At 45.4% G+C, this 24,223-nt stretch carries 36 protein-coding genes, 1 tRNA gene and 2 pseudogenes; 33 read left to right on the top strand and 6 right to left on the bottom strand.

Going from position 1 to position 24,223, the window contains the following annotated elements:
- Nucleotides 1-185 precede the first annotated feature (185 nt).
- Entirely contained in the window at nt 186-401 is a 216-nt protein-coding gene (locus AOU00_RS03675) for a hypothetical protein (protein WP_069289957.1), read from the top strand.
- 71 nt (nt 402-472) lie between these two features.
- Here AOU00_RS03675 and AOU00_RS03670 read toward each other — a convergent pair whose 3' ends face one another.
- Together AOU00_RS03670 and AOU00_RS03665 are read right to left on the bottom strand one after the other, a co-directional pair.
- Nucleotides 473-1,504, bottom strand: coding sequence for a glycosyl hydrolase (locus tag AOU00_RS03670; protein ID WP_039272214.1), 1,032 nt, complete (start codon nt 1,502-1,504; stop codon nt 473-475).
- A 31-nt stretch (nt 1,505-1,535) separates the two neighbouring features.
- Nucleotides 1,536-1,814 carry a hypothetical protein gene (locus tag AOU00_RS03665; RefSeq protein ID WP_069289956.1) on the bottom strand — a complete coding sequence of 93 codons (279 nt, stop codon included), beginning with the start codon at nt 1,812-1,814 and terminating at the stop codon, nt 1,536-1,538.
- A 353-nt stretch (nt 1,815-2,167) separates the two neighbouring features.
- On the opposite strand from AOU00_RS03665, the gene AOU00_RS03660 reads away from it, so the two are divergent.
- The 3 genes from AOU00_RS03660 to AOU00_RS26520 all read left to right on the top strand — a co-directional run bounded on the left by AOU00_RS03660 (nt 2,168) and on the right by AOU00_RS26520 (nt 2,977).
- On the top strand, nt 2,168-2,350 hold the full coding sequence (locus AOU00_RS03660; RefSeq protein ID WP_013311035.1) for a hypothetical protein: 183 nt from the start codon (nt 2,168-2,170) through the stop codon (nt 2,348-2,350).
- A gap of 52 nt (nt 2,351-2,402) precedes the next feature.
- Nucleotides 2,403-2,729: a YnfA family protein gene (locus AOU00_RS03655; RefSeq protein WP_069291997.1), complete on the top strand. Its 327-nt coding sequence runs from the start codon at nt 2,403-2,405 to the stop codon at nt 2,727-2,729.
- A gap of 95 nt (nt 2,730-2,824) precedes the next feature.
- Nucleotides 2,825-2,977 (top strand): hypothetical protein, encoded by a 153-nt coding sequence (locus AOU00_RS26520; RefSeq protein ID WP_172828259.1) that lies wholly within the window; start codon nt 2,825-2,827, stop codon nt 2,975-2,977.
- Nucleotides 2,978-3,054: 77 nt separating this feature from the next.
- Here the strand turns inward: AOU00_RS26520 and AOU00_RS03650 are convergent, their stop codons facing one another.
- On the bottom strand, nt 3,055-3,243 hold the full coding sequence (locus tag AOU00_RS03650; RefSeq protein ID WP_023989396.1) for a hypothetical protein: 189 nt from the start codon (nt 3,241-3,243) through the stop codon (nt 3,055-3,057).
- Nucleotides 3,244-3,373: 130 nt separating this feature from the next.
- Entirely contained in the window at nt 3,374-3,532 is a 159-nt protein-coding gene (locus AOU00_RS03645) for a hypothetical protein (RefSeq protein ID WP_013311032.1), read from the bottom strand.
- Between the two features lie 247 nt (nt 3,533-3,779).
- Between AOU00_RS03645 and AOU00_RS03640 the strand changes: the two genes are divergently transcribed.
- The 6 genes from AOU00_RS03640 to AOU00_RS03620 all read left to right on the top strand — a co-directional run bounded on the left by AOU00_RS03640 (nt 3,780) and on the right by AOU00_RS03620 (nt 7,087).
- A tRNA-Leu gene (locus tag AOU00_RS03640) sits at nt 3,780-3,865 on the top strand.
- A gap of 142 nt (nt 3,866-4,007) precedes the next feature.
- Entirely contained in the window at nt 4,008-4,196 is a 189-nt protein-coding gene (locus AOU00_RS26940) for a hypothetical protein (protein WP_237166265.1), read from the top strand.
- Nucleotides 4,197-4,207: 11 nt separating this feature from the next.
- Nucleotides 4,208-4,957, top strand: a complete 750-nt coding sequence (locus AOU00_RS03635; RefSeq protein WP_237166264.1) for a tyrosine-type recombinase/integrase — start codon at nt 4,208-4,210, stop codon at nt 4,955-4,957.
- Between the two features lie 101 nt (nt 4,958-5,058).
- Nucleotides 5,059-6,009, top strand: coding sequence for a tyrosine-type recombinase/integrase (locus tag AOU00_RS03630; protein WP_069289955.1), 951 nt, complete (start codon nt 5,059-5,061; stop codon nt 6,007-6,009).
- 15 nt (nt 6,010-6,024) lie between these two features.
- Nucleotides 6,025-6,297 (top strand): type II toxin-antitoxin system HicB family antitoxin, encoded by a 273-nt coding sequence (locus AOU00_RS03625; RefSeq protein WP_069289954.1) that lies wholly within the window; start codon nt 6,025-6,027, stop codon nt 6,295-6,297.
- A 517-nt stretch (nt 6,298-6,814) separates the two neighbouring features.
- Nucleotides 6,815-7,087 (top strand): hypothetical protein, encoded by a 273-nt coding sequence (locus AOU00_RS03620; RefSeq protein ID WP_172828258.1) that lies wholly within the window; start codon nt 6,815-6,817, stop codon nt 7,085-7,087.
- Nucleotides 7,088-7,450: 363 nt separating this feature from the next.
- Here the strand turns inward: AOU00_RS03620 and AOU00_RS03615 are convergent, their stop codons facing one another.
- Together AOU00_RS03615 and AOU00_RS03610 are read right to left on the bottom strand one after the other, a co-directional pair.
- Entirely contained in the window at nt 7,451-8,290 is an 840-nt protein-coding gene (locus tag AOU00_RS03615) for a hypothetical protein (protein WP_069289952.1), read from the bottom strand.
- Between the two features lie 33 nt (nt 8,291-8,323).
- Nucleotides 8,324-8,563, bottom strand: a complete 240-nt coding sequence (locus AOU00_RS03610; protein WP_069289951.1) for a helix-turn-helix domain-containing protein — start codon at nt 8,561-8,563, stop codon at nt 8,324-8,326.
- Nucleotides 8,564-8,756: 193 nt separating this feature from the next.
- Between AOU00_RS03610 and AOU00_RS03605 the strand changes: the two genes are divergently transcribed.
- From AOU00_RS03605 to AOU00_RS03495, 23 genes and pseudogenes are all read left to right on the top strand, one after another.
- A complete protein-coding gene (locus AOU00_RS03605; protein ID WP_069289950.1) occupies nt 8,757-9,245 on the top strand; it encodes a hypothetical protein in 489 nt (162 codons plus the stop codon).
- Between the two features lie 93 nt (nt 9,246-9,338).
- Complete coding sequence (locus tag AOU00_RS03600) at nt 9,339-9,539, top strand: hypothetical protein (protein ID WP_069289949.1); 201 nt, start codon at nt 9,339-9,341, stop codon at nt 9,537-9,539.
- 2 nt (nt 9,540-9,541) lie between these two features.
- The gene (locus AOU00_RS03595; RefSeq protein WP_069289948.1) at nt 9,542-10,093 is read left to right on the top strand and encodes a hypothetical protein; all 552 of its coding nucleotides are present in this window, start codon (nt 9,542-9,544) and stop codon (nt 10,091-10,093) included.
- 666 nt (nt 10,094-10,759) lie between these two features.
- Nucleotides 10,760-11,059 carry a hypothetical protein gene (locus AOU00_RS03590; RefSeq protein WP_069289947.1) on the top strand — a complete coding sequence of 100 codons (300 nt, stop codon included), beginning with the start codon at nt 10,760-10,762 and terminating at the stop codon, nt 11,057-11,059.
- 67 nt (nt 11,060-11,126) lie between these two features.
- Nucleotides 11,127-11,588, top strand: a complete 462-nt coding sequence (locus AOU00_RS03585) for a hypothetical protein (protein WP_081330674.1) — start codon at nt 11,127-11,129, stop codon at nt 11,586-11,588.
- 187 nt (nt 11,589-11,775) lie between these two features.
- A complete protein-coding gene (locus AOU00_RS03580; protein WP_069289945.1) occupies nt 11,776-12,042 on the top strand; it encodes a helix-turn-helix domain-containing protein in 267 nt (88 codons plus the stop codon).
- Between the two features lie 397 nt (nt 12,043-12,439).
- On the top strand, nt 12,440-12,937 hold the full coding sequence (locus AOU00_RS03570) for a MarR family transcriptional regulator (RefSeq protein WP_069289943.1): 498 nt from the start codon (nt 12,440-12,442) through the stop codon (nt 12,935-12,937).
- Nucleotides 12,938-13,008: 71 nt separating this feature from the next.
- Nucleotides 13,009-13,221: a hypothetical protein gene (locus AOU00_RS03565; protein WP_069289942.1), complete on the top strand. Its 213-nt coding sequence runs from the start codon at nt 13,009-13,011 to the stop codon at nt 13,219-13,221.
- Between the two features lie 323 nt (nt 13,222-13,544).
- Nucleotides 13,545-13,706 (top strand): hypothetical protein, encoded by a 162-nt coding sequence (locus tag AOU00_RS26515; protein WP_172828257.1) that lies wholly within the window; start codon nt 13,545-13,547, stop codon nt 13,704-13,706.
- Nucleotides 13,703-13,984, top strand: coding sequence for a hypothetical protein (locus AOU00_RS03560; protein WP_069289941.1), 282 nt, complete (start codon nt 13,703-13,705; stop codon nt 13,982-13,984). The genes AOU00_RS26515 and AOU00_RS03560 overlap by 4 nt, the downstream gene beginning before the upstream one ends.
- An 86-nt stretch (nt 13,985-14,070) precedes the next feature.
- Entirely contained in the window at nt 14,071-14,772 is a 702-nt protein-coding gene (locus AOU00_RS03555; protein ID WP_069289940.1) for a hypothetical protein, read from the top strand.
- 100 nt (nt 14,773-14,872) lie between these two features.
- The gene (locus AOU00_RS03550; RefSeq protein ID WP_155765225.1) at nt 14,873-15,448 is read left to right on the top strand and encodes a hypothetical protein; all 576 of its coding nucleotides are present in this window, start codon (nt 14,873-14,875) and stop codon (nt 15,446-15,448) included.
- A gap of 57 nt (nt 15,449-15,505) precedes the next feature.
- Nucleotides 15,506-15,850, top strand: coding sequence for a hypothetical protein (locus AOU00_RS03545; RefSeq protein ID WP_069289938.1), 345 nt, complete (start codon nt 15,506-15,508; stop codon nt 15,848-15,850).
- A 42-nt stretch (nt 15,851-15,892) separates the two neighbouring features.
- Nucleotides 15,893-16,084, top strand: coding sequence for a hypothetical protein (locus tag AOU00_RS03540; protein ID WP_172828256.1), 192 nt, complete (start codon nt 15,893-15,895; stop codon nt 16,082-16,084).
- A 15-nt stretch (nt 16,085-16,099) separates the two neighbouring features.
- A pseudogene (locus tag AOU00_RS03535) lies at nt 16,100-16,600 on the top strand (phage tail tape measure protein); the annotation flags it as partial.
- Nucleotides 16,597-17,928: a phage tail tape measure protein gene (locus AOU00_RS03530; protein WP_069289935.1), complete on the top strand. Its 1,332-nt coding sequence runs from the start codon at nt 16,597-16,599 to the stop codon at nt 17,926-17,928. The pseudogene AOU00_RS03535 and the gene AOU00_RS03530, both read left to right, overlap by 4 nt.
- Before the next feature lie 18 nt (nt 17,929-17,946).
- On the top strand, nt 17,947-18,402 hold the full coding sequence (locus AOU00_RS03525) for a DUF2577 domain-containing protein (protein ID WP_069289934.1): 456 nt from the start codon (nt 17,947-17,949) through the stop codon (nt 18,400-18,402).
- A 205-nt stretch (nt 18,403-18,607) separates the two neighbouring features.
- A pseudogene (locus AOU00_RS27670) lies at nt 18,608-18,733 on the top strand (tail fiber protein); the annotation flags it as partial.
- Between the two features lie 862 nt (nt 18,734-19,595).
- Nucleotides 19,596-19,865 (top strand): hypothetical protein, encoded by a 270-nt coding sequence (locus AOU00_RS03515; protein ID WP_069289932.1) that lies wholly within the window; start codon nt 19,596-19,598, stop codon nt 19,863-19,865.
- Between the two features lie 94 nt (nt 19,866-19,959).
- Nucleotides 19,960-20,262, top strand: a complete 303-nt coding sequence (locus AOU00_RS03510) for a phBC6A51 family helix-turn-helix protein (protein WP_069289931.1) — start codon at nt 19,960-19,962, stop codon at nt 20,260-20,262.
- 1,353 nt (nt 20,263-21,615) lie between these two features.
- A complete protein-coding gene (locus tag AOU00_RS03505; protein ID WP_061828475.1) occupies nt 21,616-22,293 on the top strand; it encodes an MBL fold metallo-hydrolase in 678 nt (225 codons plus the stop codon).
- 493 nt (nt 22,294-22,786) lie between these two features.
- Nucleotides 22,787-23,308, top strand: a complete 522-nt coding sequence (loaP, locus tag AOU00_RS03500; RefSeq protein ID WP_061828474.1) for an antiterminator LoaP — start codon at nt 22,787-22,789, stop codon at nt 23,306-23,308.
- Nucleotides 23,309-23,452: 144 nt separating this feature from the next.
- Nucleotides 23,453-24,202, top strand: coding sequence for a 4'-phosphopantetheinyl transferase family protein (locus AOU00_RS03495; protein WP_237166263.1), 750 nt, complete (start codon nt 23,453-23,455; stop codon nt 24,200-24,202).
- Nucleotides 24,203-24,223 lie beyond the last annotated feature (21 nt).

The raw sequence follows: 24,223 nt of genomic DNA, 5'->3' as shown, positions 1-24,223 counted from the left end.
TCTTCCTAAATCACGAAAATGGGTTTACAAAAACGGGTCTGTCACATCACTGGCAGACCCGTTTCGTTTACGTGCACTAACATGTGAAACGAAAGAAGGGTACCAGGGACTTATATCCTATCTTGTTCTGACCGATATACATGTAACAGGGAAATTAGGTTGGTTACACAGCAGGAGGAGATTTGATGTTGGTGCATGGTAGAACACGTAGGGGTAACTTGTACATCCATATGTCCAGCGGTTTTCACAAAATTGGAGATTATCGGGAAGAATATTCTGTAGCACCGGGTGATCGGCTGATGTCTAGACTGTCCAAGCGGATTTACACCATTGTATCCGTACATCTTGGTGAAGAGGCGTATGCCAATATTGATCTAGAAGAGGTTATCAGAAATAGTTAGAGAGCTTTATTTGGATTTAGTATAAAAAAAGCTTCCACTTTGCTCTTAGAGCGAAGTGGAAGCTTTTTTTTTCAGCGGAGGGACTCATGAAGAAGGTCTCGTGTGATGATATTATTTTGGTTCATAAAATGTCTGATTGCTGCTTGTGAATTGGTTGCAGACAGCTCCTTTCCCCATGTCATGGCATAGGCCCAGGCTGGCTGGTTTTGCAGCACCTTCGCACTCGGCAGAATATCACTTTCTCCGATTCCCATAGGCTTGCCCTGCGCAAGCTTTAGCAATTCAGTGTAATAGGAGGATTTATAATCATTATTATAGATATCAGCTGCAAGAATATCTACCCGGTTAATACCTGGGAAGGATAGATTATAGGGAGTGCTATATGCGTTTGGGGCATTGGGACTCCACACCCACAACAGGTTATCCAGATGATGGACATGAGTGAACCGATCATACATTAGATTCCACAACTTAGCGTAATTTTGCTTGTTCCCCCACCAAAACCAGTTGCCGTTCATCTCATGATAGGGTCTCCATAAAACAGGTACATCCGCGTCTCGTAAAGTCTTAAGGGACAGAGCCACCTCATCCAGATCGGCGATCAGTTGTTTATATTGCGGGGTACCCGGCGTGATGTAACGATTAAATTCAGCTTGAGTTATTTTTGCTTGTACATTTTTCCACGTTTTGGGTGTGCCCGGTAGCGCCTGATGGAAGGTAATAGCTACGATTCCGCCGTCCTGACTCCATTGGATAGCACTATTCACAACATGCTGACGTTGCTCTTGTAGGGCCGTACGAGACTGATTAGCTAATCCTCCAAACTCATAGCCGTGAAGTCCTGCGTATTGTCCGCTGATTTGTTGTAGCTTGTTATTTTGTTCATCCGGTGCCTCTAAGTAATCATGCTGCCCGGAAATTAGCATATCATCCGGTACATTAGATAGGTAGGTGAGTAATTGCTTAGCTTTGGCAGAGGCCTGAACATTAATTGGCGGGGCGGCATCGGCAACAATGAATGATTGCTGAGAGCCGCTGAAGAGTAAAACAAGCATTAGCAGTAGCACCCTCTGTAACCAAAAGCGTGTTGAGTGAGATTTCATGGCGCTCCTCCTTTGATGCATGGTAATGGGATTAGTATTTTTCTTTTTGCTTTCTAAGCTGTATATAGGCGCTAATAATAATCACCAGCAGACTAATCGTGGCCCATCCATTGAATTCCTGTGAGTGTATCCAGTTGTCCCATACAAGGAAGCCTAAAATTACAACGAGCAAACCCATTGCAAGATACATTTTGGTTTGTGCTGGACGTTGGGTGCGTTTTGAAATCCAATGTATGATGCCGAAAACGATGGCTGCCTGAAATAAAAATATGCCCATTATCATTAAACTTGCTATAAAGATTGGGGACATCGGTATCCTCCTCCTGGGTTTACAAACAGAATATGCAGGTTGTAACCGGGATGTGGATTCTTGGATGTGAATTTAATTACAATTGCAGTAAACAATTGAGCGCTGGTTACGATCTTGAACAAGTTGACTAAATTATACCATAACTACCGTCCTGCAATGAAAGACGTCTAAATACCCACTCTACCTTGATTCGACATCATACTTTATATTCAGCGAAATATTGACATATGGATATGTACTTCACATATATGAAGATGCAATCAGAAATATGTGGTAAGTATATGCATAAAAGCACCGCGAAATCGACGGAAAAGTTTGGTAAGATTAAAGTGGATTGAAAAGGAGGTACTCTTATGAATGAAGAAAACAGACCATTCTCTAGATCAGCAGATGCTGAAGGAGCCAAAGCGAACTTTGATGCCAATCAGCGGAAGCTTCACTCCGAGGGAGTGCCTAGCTTATGGCGTCAGGTCAGCAACCTGCTGATTCTAGTTGGCGTGATTGCATTGATTATCATTTTAGCTCGAGTGCTCTAATTGAGATATCCAAAAAAACGAAAAGAATTTGAAGAATTAGGGATGTGAAATGGTGTTAAAAGCAGCTTTACTTTTTATATTAGCTGGCATCGCTGAAATTGGAGGAGGATATTTGATTTGGCAGTGGCTGCGTGAAGGGAAGACATGGTATGTCGGACTTTGCGGCGGAGTAATTTTGGCTGTGTATGGAATCATCGCTACCTTTCAGGTTTTTTCCTCCTTTGGGCGTGTGTATGCAGCATACGGAGGTGTCTTTATTGTTCTTTCCATCGTATGGGGCTGGTGGATTGATAAAAAGACACCCGACTTGTACGATTTCATTGGTGGATTGATTTGTTTGGTCGGTATAACTGTAATCCTGTTTCCGCGATCAGGGTGATAGGACGAAAAACCCTTTTTTATTTTCGAAAACATGACTATAGGTCTAAAAAAATAAGCTTCATATTCCGAAATAGAACTTAAGGAGGGGGTTCTATGAACTGGAATCAAATGAAGCTTAGATTGAAATTTGGCAGTACTGTGCCGAAGAATGAAGGTAATTTCTCTTTTGGTATCATGTTTGGACTCTTAATCAGCATCGTGCTGTGGATATCGATCATTGGCTGGATTATGCTGATCTTTAAGTGATTTTACGAAATCACTGTACATATCAAAACAAATAAAATTAAGGGCTGCTCACAAACCTGTGTCCTATTACCCATGCTTTATTTTGTGAAATCGTTACGTAACTTATCTATCCCGCGACCTATGGCTTCATCAATCATATCGGTAGCAGCAGGTGTATCTGCATCGGTGTCAGGAATGCGATTAAATCCTGGCTCGCGCTTGTCGAGGGATTGTTTATGTTCGATTTGATCGTCAGTACGATTTTTTTCAGAGTTATTATCTCTCATAGCACATCACAGCTCCTTTTATTAGGTACATTCAGCTTCTATACTTTACATAAACGCTTGTGCTCCAGACTAAACGTTGATAAAAATAAAACCGGGAGGGACTAAATCCCACCCGGCACTTCCCAAACAACTAGCGATGCTCAATCAGATCAATCGCTCCCAGAACAACATGAGCCAGTCCGAAACCGAGAATGCCTGTAGCTGCAAGTTTGTACTTACTGCTCAGCAACACAGCGCCTGAAGCCGATACTACCGTTCCAAGAACAGCTGGAATCATACCTTCACGCATTCGTAACACCCCTTCTGGTAGTTTGGAAAGACGTTTATTAGTGTGATTCAAATGTGCACAAGTTATACAAAAAGAGAAATTTATTATTTTTTTAAAAAAATACTTTACAATTCGATAAAATTATCGTATTATATGTTGGTGCCCAATTGAACGACATTTACATAACGAGAACACTTCTTAATCAGATGCATGTTTCTCAGATACTTGTAAGACAAGTAAATGTAAAGATTAACGTTCCTAAATTTATGCCGGGGTGGCGGAATTGGCAGACGCACAGGACTTAAAATCCTGCGGTAGGTGACTACCGTACCGGTTCGATCCCGGTCCTCGGCATCACAACGTTTTACCTCGGTCACATCAGCGTTAAATGGACGAAAATAACGCGAGGTCCTGTGTACCTGCGGAATGTTCCGTTTTAGGTACACAGGACCAACGAAGCGCCTCACCGTTAATATGCGGAGGAGGCGTTTTTATTTTGGCAAGATTACGAAGTATAAAACCTACGGCGGGCAACCGGACGGGCTGGTGTCAGCTTCTCACGGAATTCCTGGCGCATAAGAAGCTAGAGGACGGAGTTGGCGATCATACGTTACATGACTACGATCGGACCGTTAAGTTGCTAATCAAGCGTTTTCCCAATGCGTGGGACTCGGAGAAGCGCTAAGGGACGCGGTAATGGAGCATCTAGCGGAGGACATCGCGCCGCCAACGTTTAACAATCGACTCGTTTACTTACGCACATTCTTTAACTACTGTATGAGAGAGGGCGAGCTATCCACGAATCCGCTCGCAAGTGTAAAGAAACGCAAGACAGAAAACCGAGCCGTTGCGGTCGAGGTAGACGTGCTTAATGCGTTGTTGGCCGCGCCTAACCAAAACACTTTCGTCGGCCTACGCGACTATACGCTCATCCTTTTAACGCTAGATACAGGCATCCGCCCGTCGGAGGGTACGAAGCTAATACCGCAGGATTTTAACGCATCTTTGCGGGAAATTTACGTACCGGCAAAGGTGGCGAAGGGTCGCGTTGCCCGGACGCTTCCTATATCGGAGACTACAACGAAGGCGCTGCGGAAACTGATATCGGTGCGTGCGCCTGAGTGGAGCGATGACATTCCGATATTTTGTTCGTATGAAGGGCGGTCACTTAACCGCCATACGTGGGGCGACCGTATGGAGATATACTGCAAAAAGATCGGAACGCATATTCGACCATATGACTTAAGGCATGTATTCGCGTTGGAGTTCCTGCGTAACGGAGCGAATGCTTTCGCGGCACAGCGGGCTCTCGGCCACTCTACGATGGAAATGACACGGCGTTATGTAGCGCTTGTAAACGATGATTTGAAAACGGAGCACGCGAAGGCGAGTCCGGTTGATCGGCTTTTTAAGAGTACGAAGGCAAAACGGAATACGAAAATATAAAACATATGTGCGTAACGCTCATCTCTTCGGAGATGGGCGTTTTTGTATCCGCTGAGTTTATGGTTTAAACTTTCTCTTAATAATAGGAGAGGAGTTTGGACATGGACTACAAAGAGAAGAGAAAGAAAATCATTGAACAAAAGCAGAACAAGGAACTATTGGAGATGGATGAAGCTATAACTGGATTCCTTCAATCAAGAAAACTGAAGAATTTGACTGAGAATACGCATGATTTTTACTTTCAGACCTTGAGTAAGTTCAAAGAGTTCCTAGCCGAAAATGACGTATCGCGTCCTATAGACGTAATTACAGAGGACGTATACGAATTTATACAACGAAGATTAGACATAGGTAATAAAGCGTCTACAGTCAACAAATATATTAGAGGTCTGCGCGCGTTCTTTAATCACTTGCATAGCTCGGGCTACTTAAATGAAAACCCAATGGAACCGATTGATAAGCTCGTTGAAGAAAAGCGCATTAATCGCACGCTAAGTCGCGAACAGGTTGTTGCGTTATTGGACGCGCCTGATAGAGGTACGATAGCCGGCTTTCGCACCTACGTCTTCCTACTCGTTCTCTTGGATACTGGGGTACGCTTGGAGGAGGCGTTGACCTTTCGTGTCCATGACGTTTACTGGCAGGAGCAAGTGATTCAAATTTACGGGAAGGGCCGCACGGAACGCGTTGTGCCATTCAGCGAGACGTTAGCGCTTCGATTACGTGAATATCAGGAGATGCGTGGAGAGCAGGAACACGATATTTTCTTCGTGAATGCGGAGGGTCAGCCGCTTAGACGACGCTATGTACAGGAGCAGATAAGCGATTACGGCAAACTGGCGAATATCAAGGGAGTTCGCGTATCCTGCCATTCGCTGCGGTATACGTTTGCGCGCAATTACTTAATGAACGGCGGTGATATTGTTTCGCTTATGTCGATCATGGGCCATAAGACGTTGGAGATGGTGAAACTCTACGCAGAGATGTACCAGCCGGATATCTCCGTACAGCATACGAAATATTCACCGGTAAATTCGATTCTTAGCGATTAGTAGGAGGCGTCACTTATGAAAAACCGATACGTATACCCCGCTATATTCGATTACCCAGGCGAAGGATCAGACGATGGCATTTCGGTCAGCTTCCCGGACTTACCTGGCGCCTACACTTGCGGCGACACAGACGAAGAAGCGCTATATATGGCGAAGGACTGCCTTGCGCTGCATCTCTACGGAATGGAAGCGGATGGCGACGATATTCCGGAAGCCTCACGCTTGGTAAGCGTCGTAACAGAGGCGAACCAGTCCGTCGTGTTGATTGACGTATGGATGCCGAAGTAGCAGAGAGAACAACGGACTCATTTATGTTGCGTAGGTGGGTCCGTTTTTCTTTTAGTGACAACGTACTACTACTCTTGGATGTAGCGGGTAGCAAATTACGATTGTATAAAAGAGGGGAGGGTTGTATAATTAAGCCAGCAAGGCATAGCAAAAAGCGGCTACCCAGGAGGTGACCGCTATGACTGTATATGAATCATTGTCTTTGATGATAATGTTTGCTGCTCCCGTCATTGTAATAAGACGCGGAAAATAGCCGTTATCTTTGGACGGATGGTCGGCTATTTTCTATAAGTAATACCTAAATAGGGCCGCGCTATGTCTTGCGATATTAGCGGCCTTTTCTTTTTTGTAATGCGTTACATTTTTATTTCATTATACACTAAGCATTGACTGTAAACAATAATAATATTATTTTGTCTATATAATACGGAAAAATTTATGTAACAGGGGGTTTGTTGTTATTTTTCGTGTAACTGTAGTGACAGTGGCCTAGTCCGATGGTATTATTTAGGTAAATGTGAGATGGCGGAGGGATACGGTGGAAAGCGATAAGTTCGAGGCGCGGTTTGAACGAAAGAAAACGCAACCAAGCGCCTATCCTATCTTCGGATGGATTTGCGTTGTGGTATCGCTGGTGTTCTTCCCGTTGCTTATCGGAGCCGCTGGCGTTGTGTTCGGATATCTGACGAAAAAGTCTGGCAAGGACGTTCAGGGCGTCGTAATCATGGCGCTATCGGTCGCTTGCGGTTTAATAGGAACATTGATGGGATTTATTGCACCTATGCATTGATAAAAGACAGTACATATAGCGTATTTTCACCGCAAATAAGCGCCGTAACTCCGCTCTGAATACTCACGCAAGGATAGCGCTATAAACGCCTAATTTAACGTTAAAAGCCCGTGTCCTAAACGTAGAGAATTGCAGGCTTTTAAAGTATTGATTCTATGTTTAACATAGCGCTTTCTCCGTACATGCCTCCGCTAGTTGTTCCATCTTATTGCTCTCTTTCTCCGTAAATTTAATGTTTAATTAGCGTCTTTACTCGACAACCTATCGAACACCCCCCGCCTATTATCTACGTGCTTGATTTGGCGGGGGAGAGGCGTAAAAAAAGGCGCTTCGGTAGGCTGCGTCTGAGCTGCGATAAGTTATTTAAATTTGGAGTGAGGCGATTATCTGTGATTTTTCTTGTTGATACAAAGCAGCCACTTCTTCATAAAATGCTTCATTTATTAATTCGTAATCAGCCATTGATTTTTTAACAAGATCAACAAATTCCGTAATGTGATCACTTATTTGTGGATGGATATTATACTTGTAACCATCTGCTTGCGAATGCCCAATCTGGTTTCTTAACCAAGTGTATATAGTTTCGGGATGCTTGGCATTTGGTTTAGAAGACTTTTTCCATAAAGTTGAAACCCCTCTTTGTTTTTGCCAGAAATAAATGATTAGATCAACTGTGTGTTGTGCATGTTTATTTCCGGGGGTTGATAACTTTGTATCGACAATCTTTTCAAATAGGCCATACAACATTGTCAGTCTTAATGAATCGTTATTTATTGAATGAGCTGACCTAAAAAGGAAAATATGATCTTCCTCAAGTGCAATATTTTTAATTTTTGTAATGTCCAATCTTCCCCTTACTGTCAATGATGATTGAAGTTCTGAGGTTGTAGTTACCTGGCCGTTAGAATACATGTATGAGAAGAAAGGGTCGCTAAAAATTGCATTAGTGTGAGTGTATGATAATTTACCAAGTAAAATTGCAATAACTTTCTTTGCTTCAACTTCAGCGACTAACCTATCTGAAATGGAATTAAAAAGACAACGTATTAGGATAGTGGTAGTAGCTTCGTTGTTTGAATTTTCGTCGTTACGGGGAGCTAACCTAATTTCTTTGACAACTGAGTTTGGCACAGAAACTGCTGTTTCTTCGTGTAACTTAATGTTCGAAGCAAATACATAATACTGAATGAAATCACAGGGCATGTGTTACCTTCTTTCATAAGTTTATAAGAAAATTTAATTTTGATTAGTAAATTCTTCGCCATTCTGAGGTATGTATTTAATCAAATCCCCCGGTTGACAGTCTAATACGGAGCAAACTCTATCAAGAGTCTCGATAGTTACAGACTTTACGTCAACGCCCTCGTTTGTTACCCACTGGCTTATGGTATTTGGACGGATGCCTGAGCTTTTAGACAGTGCATACATACTCATTTCTCTTTTCTTGAGCATCTCTTCAAGTGTAAAACGAATCATTCGCGACCCTCCTTGTTATTAATTTTATTTTATTATAAAAGGGGTTGACTATATTAACTCTACGGGTTATTATCGTATCAGGTTATTAACGTATTGAGTTAATATAAAGTTTCATCCTTCTCCCGAGCAACATCGTACTGTTCCGAAGCTACGCCCGCAATTCATCCTATAATCCCGCTTGGAGGCGAATCATATGGCAATAACGTTAGGTTTCATCCGTAATCGTCGCGATAGTAACGTCATCATCACGGTCGGAAGTGGCCGCACTCGTCAAGAACTCCGCGTTACATCGGAATTATTCTTTTCTATTATACCGCAAGCTAATCCGTTTCTCTACGGTGATACAGTCGAAACAACTCCGGCACAACTCGTCGAACTCGGCTTTGAATTGGACGCAGAAATGAAGCGCGAAGTCTTCCGTGTTGTACGCCCACTAGTTACTCCTGCTCAAGTTCGCTACGTACTCGATCCGATCACGGGCAACTACATAGTTCGGTACGTCGGTACACGTGAGGAACTCGTAATACAGCCGCGAGCTTTTTGGAAATTAACGGGAGTCAGTCGGCGGTCGCCGCTCGGTAGCTTAACGCTGTCAATGGACGTTATGAAGGAACTCGGATTCATTGTCGGGAAGGGAGGCGTCCAGATTGAACGCAGTAAGCAATTTATTAACTACGCGTAACACCGTACTATCGCGTAAGAATCGCAAACGTATTGTCGCAATTCTTAGGTTTATTTACGCTGTCGTGTTGATAGCGCGAGAGGTGTTGACGTAATGTCTTACTTGGAAATTTTCACGGATTATCGGCTGGGTTCCGAAACTACGGGCGAGGCGTTAATGATCGCGTTTCGGTTCTATGTTCTCGCGGTCGGCAACGTATTAGGGAGTCCGCACTTCACCGATTCCGAACGAATTGAGACGTTAAAAGAACTAGATACAGCGTTTAACAACGTATTTCCGAATGGAGACGTTTGAGTATGAATGGTATCGCTGTTCTCGAAAAGATCATTATTTTGCACGTATGGGAAGACGATGACCTCGATTACGACATGAGCGAGGGCTTCCTCGTCAAACCGGGATACGCCGCTTTTGTACTGGAGGGAACCGTCTATCTATCGAAGGTTGAGCGGATATACCAGACGGGCGTCAATCGGTTTTATATCGAAAACCGAAACACGTCTAGCGTTAGACTCGCAACCAGCGTCACACGAGATCCGGCTGTAGTCATACCGGAGATCGTTACCAAACTGCAAGGCCGTGATGTCATCGAATGGTTGACGCAAGACGTTCTCACATCATATGGTCGGAGAGTTTCCATTTCAGGTTCTCCGATGAACCTGCGTTTGTTCGAAATGACGCCAATCATTTCGGGCATTCAATGGGGAGGAGACGCGCGTGTATTACCTATTATCCGGGCTGCCCTTGCGCCAACATTGGCGGCTAAACGTTTCAAATCTGTACTTTCCGACGCCAATCGGAGGGAACAATCGCTGAGTAACGCCAATTGCTCGGTAAACTTCGGTCGGTAGCGAAAGGACGCGCCAACGTCCCAACTACCGGCCAGCTTCAATAATTCCTACGTCCGGATACGGCAATATCCGTCAGGCAGGCGTAGTTCACATAAATTTTTCATCCTCGGACGATCGGCCGGTAAATCCGGTTCAGGCACCGGTCGTCTGCTTGTTATATCCAGTAATACGAAGGATAAGAACATAGGTTCCATTTTGTTGCGGAAAAAGTTATTTATTCACGATTTAGACACAACTTGCGTGTGCGATCGGTCCAACTCTGGTGATTTCGTGTCCTTATATATTACGAGGAAAAAATTTCACGAGAATCTGTGCCGGAGTCAAAGTTCGCTGTAGACAATACAGTATCGGGTGTGCGAAACGGTACTCGATATACGTTGTAGTAAGTGAGTCTGAAAATAAATTTCCGCAAAAGTGTGTCACGAGCTGTTTGACGGCGTTGAAGTAAGTGACGGCGGAGAATTTTCGTAAAGTGTGCGAAAACGCGAAAAGCGTCGTCGGTATAAGTATAAGACGGAAAAACATTACGCTCAACTGTGTGAAACTCATTCCGCCGGAAACAAACGTAGTGTAAGTGTGCATAACGGCGCCGCACATTCGGTTAACTAGGTAGACCGCGGGAGACCGCATTGCATATAAACCAAACGAAAAGGGAGCGATTTTATTATGTTTATGAACATCAAACAACGCAAAGACGGAAAAACAACGGTGTATATCTATACAGGCTACGCAAGCGATACCGTCCTGTCTGATATCTTATCCCAAAGCAGAAATGCAGGTGTGTCGATACGCCCGCTACGTTCCGGCAAAATCGCGATCGATATTCGTAACACGCCTGAAGGAATACGTTTGGTTACTGAACTCCTCCGGAAGTACGGTGACTATGAGGAGGCGGTATACGCAGCGTATGAGGCGGAAGACCAACGGCTAAGGGAAAGCGGTCTCTACCTTGTTTCGGAAAGATGAATAACATTAAATGCGGCGGCTCCGTTGTGGGCTGCCGCTCAATTATTTTACAGGAGGGCGGTACGCCATGGAACCGGGAGAAGGTGCAGTCGAGTACGCAAAGTCATTAACGGAAGGGCTGACACGAAAGGAGGCCGCTTCTATTATACATACCGTAATGATCGGACCGTTTGAGGACCCACGTGTTAAATGGTGTGTTGTCTGCGGATATCCGTTTAGAGACGTCACAAGACCGGGGAACGCAAAGGTTTGCGGGCCGACGTGTAAGACGATGCAAAAAACTGCGCAACGGCGGAAGCAACGACAGGTTAAACCAAGGCGAAATATCACAATTAAGGCGGCTAAGCCGGTACGTTATCTGTGGTGGCTGGAGTATCCGTATTGGACGTCTGAAAGTTGGATGTTGAGTCACGTCGGTAGCTACGAGCGTCCACACGATCCGGACAAGTTGTTGACTATAGCTGCGGCCAAACAACGATATGAGATGATGGGCGGGCGGCGGAAACCCGTGCGGAAGGCTGAATATTAGGTGGCGACATTCTCCTATATATGAGAGAGCCTCGTAATCTTCCGTTGTTTGGTTGTTTTTTACGGTGTTTTGCGGCTATACGTTATGAGGAAGTAGAATGATGCGGGTACACTCCGCACGCCCTACGTATTCCTCTTTTTATTTACCAATAAAGCAAGAAATCTTGCGCTAATAAGGAGGATAACGCATGGTGATAGACTATACCGTTGTCGGTAGGTTGCGTTCAATATACCGTTTGTCTCTTGCGGATATGGCCGCGTTGCTCGGCGTTTCTGAATCGCATCTTTGCCGCGTGGAGAAGGGAGAACGCGTAATGAACGATGGAATGAGGCAACGATGCATTAACGAACTAGAATTGAGCCCGGAAAAACTGAATCGGTTGCTTTCCCTTTACGATGAGACCGAGGTTGACCACCATAAATTACGAGATAACCACCATAAACGGCGGGGGTAACCACCATATAACTTGTGGTGTATTAAGACTTATCTATTAAGAGTTACCTATTAAGAATTATATTTCCGCAACGTAATAGAAGGTCACTATTACATTACGGACGTATGGGAATCAACATATATATTTTCGCGTGAAAAAACAACAAATAAAGAGAGATAAGTTATCCACCACCACAGAATATATGGTGGTCATTCAAAGGAGGAGCTACATGTCAGAGTTTCCTATATTCACGCAGCGAATTGCAGGCGAGTTAATGATTAGAGGCGCAAAACTGTTGAGGATGGAGTCTAATCGTAGAAATCCAAAATTCAACGTTTTCGTGTTTGAAGATTCAGTTAGACTACGCCAATTTCTCGAAAGTCAACAATCGAAAAAGTCCAATCCATAGGAGGTTCTTATGTCCAGTCAAAAGCCATTCCAGTCTAAAATCTTTGTTCCATCGGCGCGTGTATTTCGAACACTGTATATTAATATAGACGGATTCAAGAATGACCACATTGCTGTTTATGACATTCTATATCACTACTGGAATGCCGCAGAGGGCTACGCTTGGCCGACTTCAGTCGATATACAGATGGAAGCTGGAATCAGCGAGACAACAGTTACGAAAGTAATCCGTGAACTCGTGGAATGGGGATTAATCGAAATTGTATCAAACCCGAAAGGGGATAATAACACGTATAACGTAAAGCGTCCGATCGAAGATGAAATGGAATTTTACCGCGTGTTTCCTGAAGCTTTACGTAACAAACAGGAACGTAGAGAACGAGCGGATGCCCGTGCTAGTAGACCTAAAAAGCGTAAGCGTACTACGTCTGTTACAAAGACGAGTGCCGTACCGAAGGCAGGCGGTTATGTCGATGGAATATACGTAGAAACGGCTATCGACTTTTAACAAAATGTTCCATTACTCCGAGCGACGGAAAGTCGGTCGGTTATTTGCCGTACCCAAAAGGAGGACCTTACGTGGGTAACAAGATATGGCGGATTGATTCGAGCAACCTCGCAGCTTATACAGAGGATGCTACCGTTATGGCGAAGATCAAGCGTAGCTATTCGGGTTTTCATATCATGGCCGAGTATTTCCGATTCGGCAAGTTAATTGCAATTCAGTATCGTGTACCGGAAGCGCGGAAACGGTCAATCAAGCGGCTGTTAAATTGCCAAATCAGCGCATGACAGCGCAGTACACTATACGTTGAATTAGCGTGGTATTAGCGTATTAGACAAGCGGAGGAACTATGACCCTCGGCTTATTTTTGCGCGTCTGAAATCAAGCGAAAACACGGAAATGAGCACCGGTTATGCACGCTTTAAACGGGAGGTGAGCTAGTGAGGGATCGAGAGGATGCGGCTACATATTGTCCGTACTATAAGCCGGATTCAAGCTGCGTATTGCTTCACGCGATGTCAAAAGCGGATAAGCGGTGTAAAGCCTGGCGTGGTGATGATTCCGCACAATGTCGGTATTTGAGTACACAAGTAGCGAGGAGGTAATAGCCATGTTGAGCAACGGAGTTAACCAGTACCATACGGTGATATCGTACGCGGACGGCATTACGATTACGTTTGGTGATTCGGTGTCCCGGCGTTACATACGGCTCAATGCGGACCGTATCGCCGAGGATGAGCGGAGACGCAGACGAAAGGAGAGACGGAAATGAGTAAGGGATTGCCAACGATCGAGCATGAGCGGAACTTCGGCCGCGATTTTGTCTACGTTGACTCATCCGTTGGGTGGCCGATTCTACAGGGTAGTAAGCCTATTTCTGAGGATAGCGACGATCCAATCGAGGCTGGGGCTGGCGCGATAGTTTCCGCTTTTGACGAAGTGGCTGCGCAGGGATTGTTCGTCGGCGAGAGTATTCGGCTTCATTCAAACGTGCTGGGCGCAGCCGATCGAGCACTACAAATAATTAACACAACTGAGGAATCAGTGTGAGTTACGTACGTACTGATGGAGGGTAGAGGCGGCAAGCCTGCGGTAGCGGACGTCCAAGCAAACTAAGCCAAAAGGGGAAATGAACAATGACAACTTACAATGATACTATCCAAAAAGTAAAAGATTTGATTTATGGAGATGGTTCCATCATAGCCTCTCGTGATATCTTCACTCGTGTAAAAAAAGAGGTTAAAGAAGCGCAAGAAGACCCGACTTTATCGGGCTTAGGCATCGCACAAAAGGCACGCGGAATACGTGAAAAAGGGGCCGTCGAACTGGCAAGGATTATCCGCGCCAATAAAGCCGCCATCGATGCTGAGTTGGACGTAGCGGAAAAGAGTGTCCGTGCTGTGATTAGTGCTCCGAATCCCCAACCGTCCGCAGAGCAATTGCGGGAGTTCACCGACAAGTACAGCTCTTTAAAAACGGAATTGCTCGTATTCAACAACAACCGTGCTGCTCAACAGCTCCTAGAATTTATGGAGGACATCCGCGATCCATACATTGCCAAGATCATCGTAGACGACTTTGCCAATACTGGCGTCGATCTGAACAGACACATAACTGACCCGTTACGATTGCGGACTTCATACGAGCAAATAAAGGCTACGGCAGAGACAGACGCGAAGACACAGGCAAGACAGAATCTTGACGAGATTGCTCGACTTAGGGATGCGCAGCCTGTTAACTCAATGGTCCGATTAGGAGCCGCCCCTACGTTGGGCGAAGAACTCACGGACAAGGTGTTGCGAGATCACGAATCGTTTTTACAAGTATATGGAGAGTAACTAGACAATAGAGAGGATGGTTTAAATGGTTAAATTACCGCAGAAAGTACAAGACGCAATTAAAGCGTATCACGAAGTCAAGTCACAAATAGATAAGGTAGTGGAGGCTCATTGTTCCCATGTCGCCGAGCTGTCTGCAGAACTCGAAAAAACTAACGCAGAACTTCGGGAAGCGGGAGACGCAACGCTAGACGATCCGACACCCAAAAATGTACATCATGAGGCCGAGTTGCAACGTAAGGTTGCCGAACTCACCAGCGATCTCGCGGCGGCCAAGGCACGAGCGTCTAAGGCGTCCGTACGTTCATCCGATGAGAGGAGCGCACTTGCGGAAGTGGCAATGCGTACTGGACGGGCTGAGGCGCTAGACTATTTCCAACGGCATTATGACGATAAATTGAGGGCAATTGAGGATGCCAAGCATGTGTATTTGAGGGCGGTCTTAGATTTGCATACTCTGAAAAAAGATGCATCTGATATCTACAGGAATGCCGTAGAGGCGACAGAGCCCGGTCGAGAGAAATGGGAAAACCGGCCCTGCTTTCCGGAAACGGCGTTGCACTGGCGCGGAGGCGGACGCCAGGTGTGGGGGATTTCCGATATGGAGATCACGAGGGCATACAAGTACGGTAAGATACTTCCGACAAGCGTAGCGCCTGGCAGAGAAATCGAATAGCGATAACACGGAGGCCCTTCGGGGTCTCTTTTTGTTATACCAAAAGGAGGAACACGTATGAGCAAGTCTAAACTACCGGACAGCGTCCTCGCCGATATGGATCGCGTGACGCCCGTTATCCGACTGGTTGAATCGGTCTTAACGCACAAGCGTCCCGGTTCGTATGATTTCGCAGATAGCTTTCCTGAGCAGGCAGCGATATGGAACGAAGTGGCCGCAAAATTTGAAGCTTCAGACATGGCGCGTGTACAAGCGATGGGCTACCGCATGAAGAAACTACTTCCCGCGATCGACGACGTAGACGAAGCCATCCGGACTGGAAAAGGCGTAGTAGGACCGGCCATGACGGTTTACAAGGCGTTGGGACTCCTGGTGCGTGCGATCGAAAGGACGGCGATCTAAATTTCATTCGATCTGATTGGACACTTACGCCTAGTCGACGATATGAGCCGTCCCATGCGCAAGGCTTTTAGCAGCATAACGAAGTTCGGTGTAGCGGCGACAGGTCTCGGCGTAGCGGTAACGGGCGTAGGATTCGCGGCAGACTCCGTCAAGAAAGCGATGGATTTCGAGTCGCAAATGTCCACGATTCAGGCGTTGACAGGCGCAACGGACGCGCAAACGAAAGCCATGTAACAACTCGCGCTCGAGCAGGGGGCGTTAACAAAATATAGCGCGCTCGAGGCCGCACAAGGGATCGAGGAGCTTTTGAAAGCGGGCATGTCCACCGCGCAGGTCCAAGCGGGCGGTCTGAACGCAGCGCTCAACCTCGCAACAGCGGGCGGACTCGGTCTCGCGGAGGCTGCGGAAGTCATGTCTACGGCGCTCAATTCGTTCAAAAAAGACGGTTTAACCGCAGCTCAAGCGGCTGATACTCTCGCCGGGACTGCGAACGCGTCGGCTACGGACGTACACGATTTGCGTTATTCATTGGCTGTGGTTGGTTCCGTTGCGGATGGCGTAGGGATGTCGTTTAAGGATGCGAATACAGCGCTAGGTCTATTCGCGAATAACGGATTAAAGGGTGCGGACGCAGGTACGTCGCTGAAGACGTTCCTGTCCAACTTGGTTCCAGCAACGGAAAGGCGTACGGCATGTTCGAAGACTTCAATTTGCTCACCGTTAACACGACGGATGCCCTCGCGTTCATGAGTAAGAAGGGCATTAAATCAACGGGCACATCGGTACAAGCAGTTACGAAGGACATCGAGAAGTACGTCGCAGCGCAGACGGGGCTCAAGGTCGGAACGTCTAAGGCCGCGAAGGAAACGAAGAAGTTCCTGACTGCGAGTAATCTCATTCATTCGTCATTTTACGATAATAAAGGCGAGATTAAGGACCTGGCGCAGGTAGCGGATTTGCTGAAGAACCGTTTCGGCAAGCTTACGAACGAGCAACGTCAATACTACTTGCATCAGATATTCGGGTCCGACGCTATTCGTGCCGGTAACATCCTCTTTAAAGAAGGCGCGGCTGGCGTTAAGAAGTTTCAGCAAGAGATGGCGAACGTAACCGCGCTCCAAGTTGCGACTAAGAAAATGGATAGCGCAGCGGGTGCGGTCGAGCAGTTCCAGGGCGCGATTGAAACGTTGCAAATATCCGCGTTGCTTCCTACGATGCCGATCTTAAAACGACTAGCACAAGCAGCTTCGGAGTTTGTCGTTAAGTATACGCCGCGAATTACTGCCGCTATGCAGCGCGCAGTAACAACCGCTAAGACGTTCCTCAAGGATAACTTTATTAATAATCCGGAGTTTACCAAGCTTCCGGATATTAAGAGTAAAGTGGCGTTCGCCTTCGAAAAGATAGAAAAGGCATTCGCAAATTGGTGGAATGGTGGAGGACGGGTAGCTGTAGAGAACTTAACGGCACAGGTCGTTCAGTTCATGGCATCGTCTCTCGAAGCAGCCGTACCAACGTTTGTGAGTGTCGGGTTAAAACTTGGTTCTGGATTAATTGACGGGATACAAAAGGCGATCGCTAATGACCCTATCGCTAGTGCAGTACTTAATGGCGGTGGTGGTGCGATAGTTGGTGGTGTATTTGGTCCTGGCGGTGCGCTCGCAGGGGCTGCAATAGGTGCAGGCGGCGGTGCATCTAACGTCTATATTGACCGGGGGGCGAAGTCTCTCGGATCGAGCGACGCTGTGAACGGGTTCTTTGACTGGACGAATAAACACTTACCTACGTGGATGGGCGGTGTACCAGACGATCAGTTGGCGGCACATAACGCTGAACGTCGAAATAAGCTCGGCAATAAGCACGCAGGCGGATTGGATACTGTGCCCTATAACGGTTATCTTACACTTGCCCACAAGGATGAGGCTATTCTCACAAAGCATGAAGCATCCGAATGGCGTGACCAACAACGCGGTAATGGTGGTAATGCTCCGTCAATTGTCATCCAAAACGTGACGATTAGCAACGATATGGATGTTGAGCGCTTTGCCGGTATGTTGGCGCGTAGACTAGCTACGTAACGAAAGGATGACTCATTTATGATCGAACGAATTGACGGAGGCGGCGTATCACAATTTCGCGACGTTATTAAACAGCTCGGACACAACGTAGAAGTTGATATCGAGTACGCAACGATCATCGCACCTCCGCCGGCTCTCCGCGTGCAAGTCGATAACATGAAGATCGAACTCGACGGAGACGACGTAATTGTTCCAGAGCATTTGCGTGAACATACGCGAAAGGTGTCCGTTAAAAGCTCCGCGGGGTCGCTGTCACCGACTACGCTCGAACTCAACCGATATACACGCGTAACAAAGGAAACGGAATCGTCTGCGCCTGTTAATTCGAAAGCGTTCAGCGACGTGTTCAACTTCGGAGGCTTCACATCCGGCGAGTTCGAGATTACGTTCCACGATACGCTGAAGGCGGGCGACCGCGTGGCCGTTGCGTCGTTTGGTGCGGGACAACGTTATATCGTTTTGGATCGGATTTAATAACGGGCGGGCTGCGGCTCGCTCTTTTACTTACGGAGGGAGAAAACATATGAAGACACCAAATCTCGGATTAAATCTAATTGATCGTACATCGCCGACAACGACGTATTTTGATTTAGAGAAATACCTAGACGAAAATTGGCGTGCTATAGACACGAAAGTAGGCGTAGCAGGTGGGCTCGCCGTACTAGACGCGGACGGAAAGGTGCCTGCAGATCAGCTTAACGTCAAGGACCCGGCTGATGCGAGTACGACGCAGAAGGGGATCGTGCAGCTTACGAATGCAACGAACAGTACGTCCGAAACGCTGGCGCCGACAGCCAAGGCGCTTACTACGCATGCTGCGGATTCCGTCAAACACACCACAGCCGCGGAACGAGCTTTGTGGAATAGCGGAGTAGTCGTTCGGGGAGCGGTTCCAGCCGATTTTAATAGCGCAACTACAAACGGTATTTACTTGGTCAACGCTACAGATTGGTCAGCGTTTATTAATTACCCTAAAAACGTGGACCAAGGGAGCGCATATACTTACGGTGTACTGGAGGTTATGACAGCCGGGAGTGGCGCGTTGAGCCAGACATATAGGTCACACGGTCAAATGGAGGTATGGGTACGATCAGCTTACAATAGCGGATCTGGGTTTGCTTCTTGGCAACCGTGGCAAAGGCTTCTCGGATTGTCCGATTTTAATAATTTAAAGCAATTATCCGTTGATGGAAAAGGTGTCGTTGCTGGCGCTATTAACGGAAAAGGTGGTAATGTCTCAGCCAGCAACACACACGCAGAGTTAGCTACAGCAATCACTAACCTACCCGTAAAAAGATGGGCACAAGGCACGTTTAACGGTCAATCGGTAACAGCTCCTAACTTTAGTAGTGGGGCTGCAATGACCTTAGGAGTGAACAACATGTCCTTTTCTCCAACAAGAGTGTTTATCCGCGTGAGGTTGAAAGACACTAGCAATGTCCTGTATATAGAAGGGTTTGCTACTGCCTCTATTCCGCAAACAGGGGATATATCTATGTATGGCAGATTTAACAACCGTCTTACCCTAAGTATTCTCACGCAACAGTCTGGAGGGTTTACGTGTTTGGTTGGAAGTAGCCGGATTAATGACTATGCCGGATCGACCTCTACAGCGGTAATTGAAGCTTTCGAATGGTTCGCATATGAATAAATATGGAGGGGTAAAGATGGTTGAAATTGGATCGAGAGTATTTTGGGACAAGGTATCAGGCAAAGTAGTTTTTGTAACACCGGAATCGGCTGGCAACGTAGCGGAAACAAGTGTCGAAGATGATGTGGCTTTTTATCCGCAGTTGTGTGATTATGATAATGATAAAATAGGCGTTATTCAACTCGAATATCAGCAGCATAAACAAGAGTTCGAGCAAGCGGTATCCTATTGGGTTAATCCGACAACACAGACGCTCGAATTTAAGCATCAAGAAGAGGACGAATAATTGAAAGAACAAACGTTAAATGCAGCACTCAAGGACGGTATCTTGCCGTCCTTTTTATTGTGCTCTTTTTACATACGGAAGGAGTTGCGTTACAATGACGAATAAGAAGTGCAAAAGACGGGCACGACCACCGCTTAACGAGCGTCATAGGCTTGCAATCGAAATGCTAGCGCGCAAGGGCGTGCATGACACGATGGATGAAATCGCGTCTCTATGCGGAGTTGATAGGCGGACATTGTACCGTTGGAGGCAGCGTGAGGATTTTAATAAAGAATACGAGAGGGTACACCGAGGGTTCATATCCGCAATACGTCGACGACATAAGAGTGCGGTAGATTGGTCGGTGCTTTCAGCGGATGAAATCACGGAGAGATGCCGAATGCTCGGCCTTATTTAAGCTGCGAGTCGGTTCGGATTCGTAACCAATGCGAAATCGGATGAAATGGCGTTATATCAGCGGTATATAAGGCTTTAGCGGCTATTTATCGTGTCCCAAAAGTGTACTTTCTAGCGAATTTTCCTACACGAGCTTCCTGACGCGTGACCCCTTCGGAATTTTTTGGATACGAAAGCATTCTAATAGCTGAAGGGCCAGTTGGGGCGCGGAGTCTTGCAGTTTTATAGCTACGGAAACTTTCGGGTATAGCGTAAATCCGCCATACGTTTCGGCTGCATACGTAGTGTATAACGGACGAGAGAACCAGTGTATTTCACTGCATACGTTACCAGCGGGTAGACAGCCGGATAGGGCGCAAAGCTGCGTAGCTACGGGATTTATACGGATTATACGCTGGTAATGTATATGCAGTGCATAGGGTGCGTTTATGCAGCGCAGTATCAACCGCATAACGACGCGGGTTCCGGGCGCAGACATATTCGCATAATATGGATTTTGTGCACATGTCAGTGAATATCCGCTGCATAAAAAGCGGCCGGGTGGTCAGCATGGCTGCGCGTGTTCGATCGAAAATAACGCTTATTTACGCTATTAAAAGCGAAAGAATAAGCGTATTTTTGCGTGGAGATTGCGAGGGCTGTACCCCCAAGGCCCCTGCGCGACGGCCCGGAATCTGGTGCGTGAGAAATCGGCGTATCAAAATAAACTTCCGAAAATTATAAAGCGCTCGTCTACGGTTATGATCCGTGGCGGGCGCTTTTTCTTCGTTTACGACGCTTGTATACCGGAAATATTTACCGTATAATATAATGGTAGCAACCGCACAGGAGCGGGAGCCTACGAAATCACATCACGCATAAATGAACGGTGAGGTCCTCGGGTACTTGTCGTCAATTTAACGTATATAATCGGTCTAAAACGTTGATATAGCGCGATTTTCACGAGCTTACTAATCGTAAGTGACTTAAAATCCTGCGGTAGGTGACTACCGTACCGGTTCGATCCCGGTCCTCGGCATTCTTGAATTACCATGGACACATCAAAGTTAAATGAACGAAAATAATGAGAGATCTTGTAGCTGCAGTGGAGCATTCAGCAGGTACGCAGGATCAACAAAAAACGTCTCACCGTTAACATACGGAGAGGCGTTTTTTATTTTGGCAAGATTAAGCGATCTTGTAACAGAGAGTCGGAGCCTTTCTATTGCATCAATGGTTATAATCATAGGTACCACGAAATGGGGGCTTTATAATTGAGTGTAAATTATCTCCAAAAATGAAGAGGTATAAATCCTTCAAACAGAATTTTGTTGTTTTTAATTAATCATTGGGAAGGTGGTTCAGTGAAGCTGATATGAATCTGACTTATCATATGGAACAGTTAAGAGTTTGTTTTATGAATTTCATTAACTATGTATATTTTGTAATGGATGAGAAAACAAGAGACATAGCTATTGTTGACCCATCATGGGATTTATTGAAAGTAGAATCCTATCTTCAACAATTGAATGGCGATCTCAAAGCGATACTATTAACTCACTCACATTGGGATCATATTAATTTGGTAAATCCACTCCTAGAAAAATATAACCCGCAAGTATTCATGTCAACAAACGAAATCGATTTTTATAATTTTAGATGTAGAAATTTATATTCAATTAAAGACAAGGATTCAATCAAGGTTGGTGAAACGGAAATCAAAAGTCTTTTGACCCCCGGACATACCGTGGGAAGTGTATGCTATCTGTTGTCAGATCGCTTATTTACTGGGGATACAATATTCATTGAAGGTTGTGGTTTTTGTGACCCAAATGGAGGAGATCCGGTAGAATTATATAATAGCGTTCAAAAAATAAAGCGAGAAATTGATGACTCTATTCAAATTTATCCTGCTCATTCATTTGGTAAAGCGCCTGGTTTTACACTCAATCACCTCATGGATGAAAATATTTATTTTCAATTTACGAGTAAGGAATCTTTTATTAAATTTAGAATGCGTCCGAACCAAAAGGGCCTGTTCGATTTCAAATGAGTCTGTAATGTGGCCCAGTGCTAATGGTGAAAGAAAATATTGAATATATAAAATAGTACATAATGATTTATCGCTTGTATATGCCCCAGGTGCTCAAGTTCACTAGTATAAAACACACGGATCAGTTCTTTTATGAGCCGCCAGAAACATAAAAGCTGTACTCGAAAGATAATAATGACTTCAAATTGAGCATTTTCAGAAAGGTCTGTGAATCCAATGATGAACTTGGCCGTTCCCAATCAACTGTGAATTGACAGGGTTTGAGTAGAGGATTATAATGGAAAAACATTATTCCAATTATATGATTATATGAAAAATAAAGGAACTTGTCTGTGGTTAATCGCTGGCGGGTCACGTTAACCATTAATGAGGGATATATCGTGAGAGATTGTAGCTTATCAAGTAGGATAAGTGAAAGGGCGAAGCTATGTATATGGGTAGTAGACATTATAGAAGATGATTTGGCAGTACGTTTTTATAGGAGATGAGTTAAGTGAGCTGGTACGTGTTTTTTGTGCGAACGGGTAGGGAAGAACAGGTCAAGCAGCTTATTAATGAGTGGTTGGATTCTGAAGTCTACAAACCCTTTATACCTCTCCAAGAGAGACTTTTTAAAGTAGCAGGAATAGTAAAGAAAGAATGGGCTCCTTTGTTCCCAAGCTATGTATTTATTGAGTCGAATTTACCTGACTTGCAGTTCGTAACCAGTACAAATTCAATGATTTGCACTTCTAGTGATATCATTCGTTTATTGAGATACTCGAAGTTTGAAGCTTCAATGAGAGATTCAGAGAAACAAATGTTAGAGAGTCTATGCAATGATAGCTATTGTATAGAATCATCAACTGGAATTATTGAAGGAGACAATATACGTATTCTAGATGGCCCACTTAAAGGAAGGGGGAGTATAGTCAAGAAAATAGATAGACATAAACGACAAGCGGTCATTCAGTTGGAATTTATGGGTGATATTAGGTTAGTGAGGGTAGCGTTGGAAATTATAAGTAAGGTTTAAAGTGGAGAACTTATGACGAGTTCATACTTTATGAGGAAGCTTTCAGAACCCTTAAGGGATTTGAAGGCCTTTTTTGATTTGGACTGCTAAGTTAGTAGTTTACTAGGGGGGATATGCGTAGCCTCGTATGCAGAACAACTAATATTGAAGCGGGAAGATGCCGTGATGAAGGCGGCCGTCAGTTTTGTCCATGCAGATTATAACGCAGACGCTCCCCTTGATCGGGAAGTTTTTCATTCGGATGAGTGTAATTACTTCGAGAGTTTGGTATTCCATCGGCGGAAAACCAACTTTGTGCTTGGCAGGCTAAGTGCGAAACAAGCGGTTTCGGTGCTGTTAAGCGAGCCAAACCTGCGCAACGTAAGTGTGGAGACAGGTGTCTTTGGCCAGCCCATGCTTCGAATCAATGGTGTCCACAGTTACCAGGTGAGCATTGCCCATTGCGACTATATCGGAGCGGCTGTTGTTTTTCCCGAAGCGCATCCCATGGGCATTGATATTGAGAGGATTGATTCTAAGCGAAATAAGACAATTGAAAGCCAACTGACGACGGAAGAAAAGGAAAGAATCTCTGTCGTGCGAGGAGTAGGGGAGTACTCAGCTTTATTGACGGTTTTTTGGACAGTGAAGGAGGCCCTGTCGAAAATATTGCGCACAGGTTTTACAACATCGCTGCATGTACTTGAAATGAATGAGACCAGATTGGTGGATGGATACTTCCAAAGTACATTTTCACATTTTCCACAATATGCTGCCCAGTCTTACCGGTTAGGTGACTATATCTGCACGATTGTAGCACCAAGGAAGACGGAATGGAGTATGAATACTTCTCGGATTTATGAGAAATTCAATACAATTTTTCATCGAAATCCGTTTGTAGGTCATGCTTATTGAATACCGGGTTGTTGAGTTTTA

Source organism: Paenibacillus polymyxa, from assembly GCF_001719045.1.
GTDB lineage: Bacteria > Bacillota > Bacilli > Paenibacillales > Paenibacillaceae > Paenibacillus > Paenibacillus polymyxa_B.
This window is presented reverse-complemented; position numbering and strand designations above follow the sequence as displayed.

What these genes read in the sequence shown, in the direction of transcription:
- AOU00_RS03570 (WP_069289943.1), top strand. Translation starts at nt 12,440, where the DNA reads ATGTCCAGTCAAAAGCCATTCCAGTCTAAAATCTTTGTTCCATCGGCG.
- AOU00_RS03610 (WP_069289951.1), bottom strand. Translation starts at nt 8,563, where the DNA reads ATGATTCGTTTTACACTTGAAGAGATGCTCAAGAAAAGAGAAATGAGT.
- AOU00_RS26515 (WP_172828257.1), top strand. Translation starts at nt 13,545, where the DNA reads ATGTTGAGCAACGGAGTTAACCAGTACCATACGGTGATATCGTACGCG.
- AOU00_RS03645 (WP_013311032.1), bottom strand. Translation starts at nt 3,532, where the DNA reads ATGCGTGAAGGTATGATTCCAGCTGTTCTTGGAACGGTAGTATCGGCT.
- AOU00_RS03605 (WP_069289950.1), top strand. Translation starts at nt 8,757, where the DNA reads ATGGCAATAACGTTAGGTTTCATCCGTAATCGTCGCGATAGTAACGTC.
- AOU00_RS03580 (WP_069289945.1), top strand. Translation starts at nt 11,776, where the DNA reads ATGGTGATAGACTATACCGTTGTCGGTAGGTTGCGTTCAATATACCGT.
- AOU00_RS03650 (WP_023989396.1), bottom strand. Translation starts at nt 3,243, where the DNA reads ATGAGAGATAATAACTCTGAAAAAAATCGTACTGACGATCAAATCGAA.
- AOU00_RS03555 (WP_069289940.1), top strand. Translation starts at nt 14,071, where the DNA reads ATGACAACTTACAATGATACTATCCAAAAAGTAAAAGATTTGATTTAT.
- AOU00_RS03505 (WP_061828475.1), top strand. Translation starts at nt 21,616, where the DNA reads ATGAATCTGACTTATCATATGGAACAGTTAAGAGTTTGTTTTATGAAT.
- AOU00_RS03630 (WP_069289955.1), top strand. Translation starts at nt 5,059, where the DNA reads ATGGACTACAAAGAGAAGAGAAAGAAAATCATTGAACAAAAGCAGAAC.
- AOU00_RS03585 (WP_081330674.1), top strand. Translation starts at nt 11,127, where the DNA reads ATGGAACCGGGAGAAGGTGCAGTCGAGTACGCAAAGTCATTAACGGAA.
- AOU00_RS03545 (WP_069289938.1), top strand. Translation starts at nt 15,506, where the DNA reads ATGAGCAAGTCTAAACTACCGGACAGCGTCCTCGCCGATATGGATCGC.
- AOU00_RS03595 (WP_069289948.1), top strand. Translation starts at nt 9,542, where the DNA reads ATGAATGGTATCGCTGTTCTCGAAAAGATCATTATTTTGCACGTATGG.
- AOU00_RS03525 (WP_069289934.1), top strand. Translation starts at nt 17,947, where the DNA reads ATGATCGAACGAATTGACGGAGGCGGCGTATCACAATTTCGCGACGTT.
- AOU00_RS03600 (WP_069289949.1), top strand. Translation starts at nt 9,339, where the DNA reads ATGTCTTACTTGGAAATTTTCACGGATTATCGGCTGGGTTCCGAAACT.
- AOU00_RS03515 (WP_069289932.1), top strand. Translation starts at nt 19,596, where the DNA reads ATGGTTGAAATTGGATCGAGAGTATTTTGGGACAAGGTATCAGGCAAA.
- AOU00_RS03560 (WP_069289941.1), top strand. Translation starts at nt 13,703, where the DNA reads ATGAGTAAGGGATTGCCAACGATCGAGCATGAGCGGAACTTCGGCCGC.
- AOU00_RS03625 (WP_069289954.1), top strand. Translation starts at nt 6,025, where the DNA reads ATGAAAAACCGATACGTATACCCCGCTATATTCGATTACCCAGGCGAA.
- AOU00_RS03530 (WP_069289935.1), top strand. Translation starts at nt 16,597, where the DNA reads ATGAGTAAGAAGGGCATTAAATCAACGGGCACATCGGTACAAGCAGTT.
- AOU00_RS03670 (WP_039272214.1), bottom strand. Translation starts at nt 1,504, where the DNA reads ATGAAATCTCACTCAACACGCTTTTGGTTACAGAGGGTGCTACTGCTA.
- AOU00_RS03665 (WP_069289956.1), bottom strand. Translation starts at nt 1,814, where the DNA reads ATGTCCCCAATCTTTATAGCAAGTTTAATGATAATGGGCATATTTTTA.
- AOU00_RS03615 (WP_069289952.1), bottom strand. Translation starts at nt 8,290, where the DNA reads ATGCCCTGTGATTTCATTCAGTATTATGTATTTGCTTCGAACATTAAG.
- AOU00_RS03660 (WP_013311035.1), top strand. Translation starts at nt 2,168, where the DNA reads ATGAATGAAGAAAACAGACCATTCTCTAGATCAGCAGATGCTGAAGGA.
- AOU00_RS03510 (WP_069289931.1), top strand. Translation starts at nt 19,960, where the DNA reads ATGACGAATAAGAAGTGCAAAAGACGGGCACGACCACCGCTTAACGAG.
- AOU00_RS03540 (WP_172828256.1), top strand. Translation starts at nt 15,893, where the DNA reads ATGAGCCGTCCCATGCGCAAGGCTTTTAGCAGCATAACGAAGTTCGGT.
- AOU00_RS03590 (WP_069289947.1), top strand. Translation starts at nt 10,760, where the DNA reads ATGTTTATGAACATCAAACAACGCAAAGACGGAAAAACAACGGTGTAT.
- AOU00_RS03675 (WP_069289957.1), top strand. Translation starts at nt 186, where the DNA reads ATGTTGGTGCATGGTAGAACACGTAGGGGTAACTTGTACATCCATATG.
- AOU00_RS03635 (WP_237166264.1), top strand. Translation starts at nt 4,208, where the DNA reads ATGGAGCATCTAGCGGAGGACATCGCGCCGCCAACGTTTAACAATCGA.
- AOU00_RS26520 (WP_172828259.1), top strand. Translation starts at nt 2,825, where the DNA reads ATGAACTGGAATCAAATGAAGCTTAGATTGAAATTTGGCAGTACTGTG.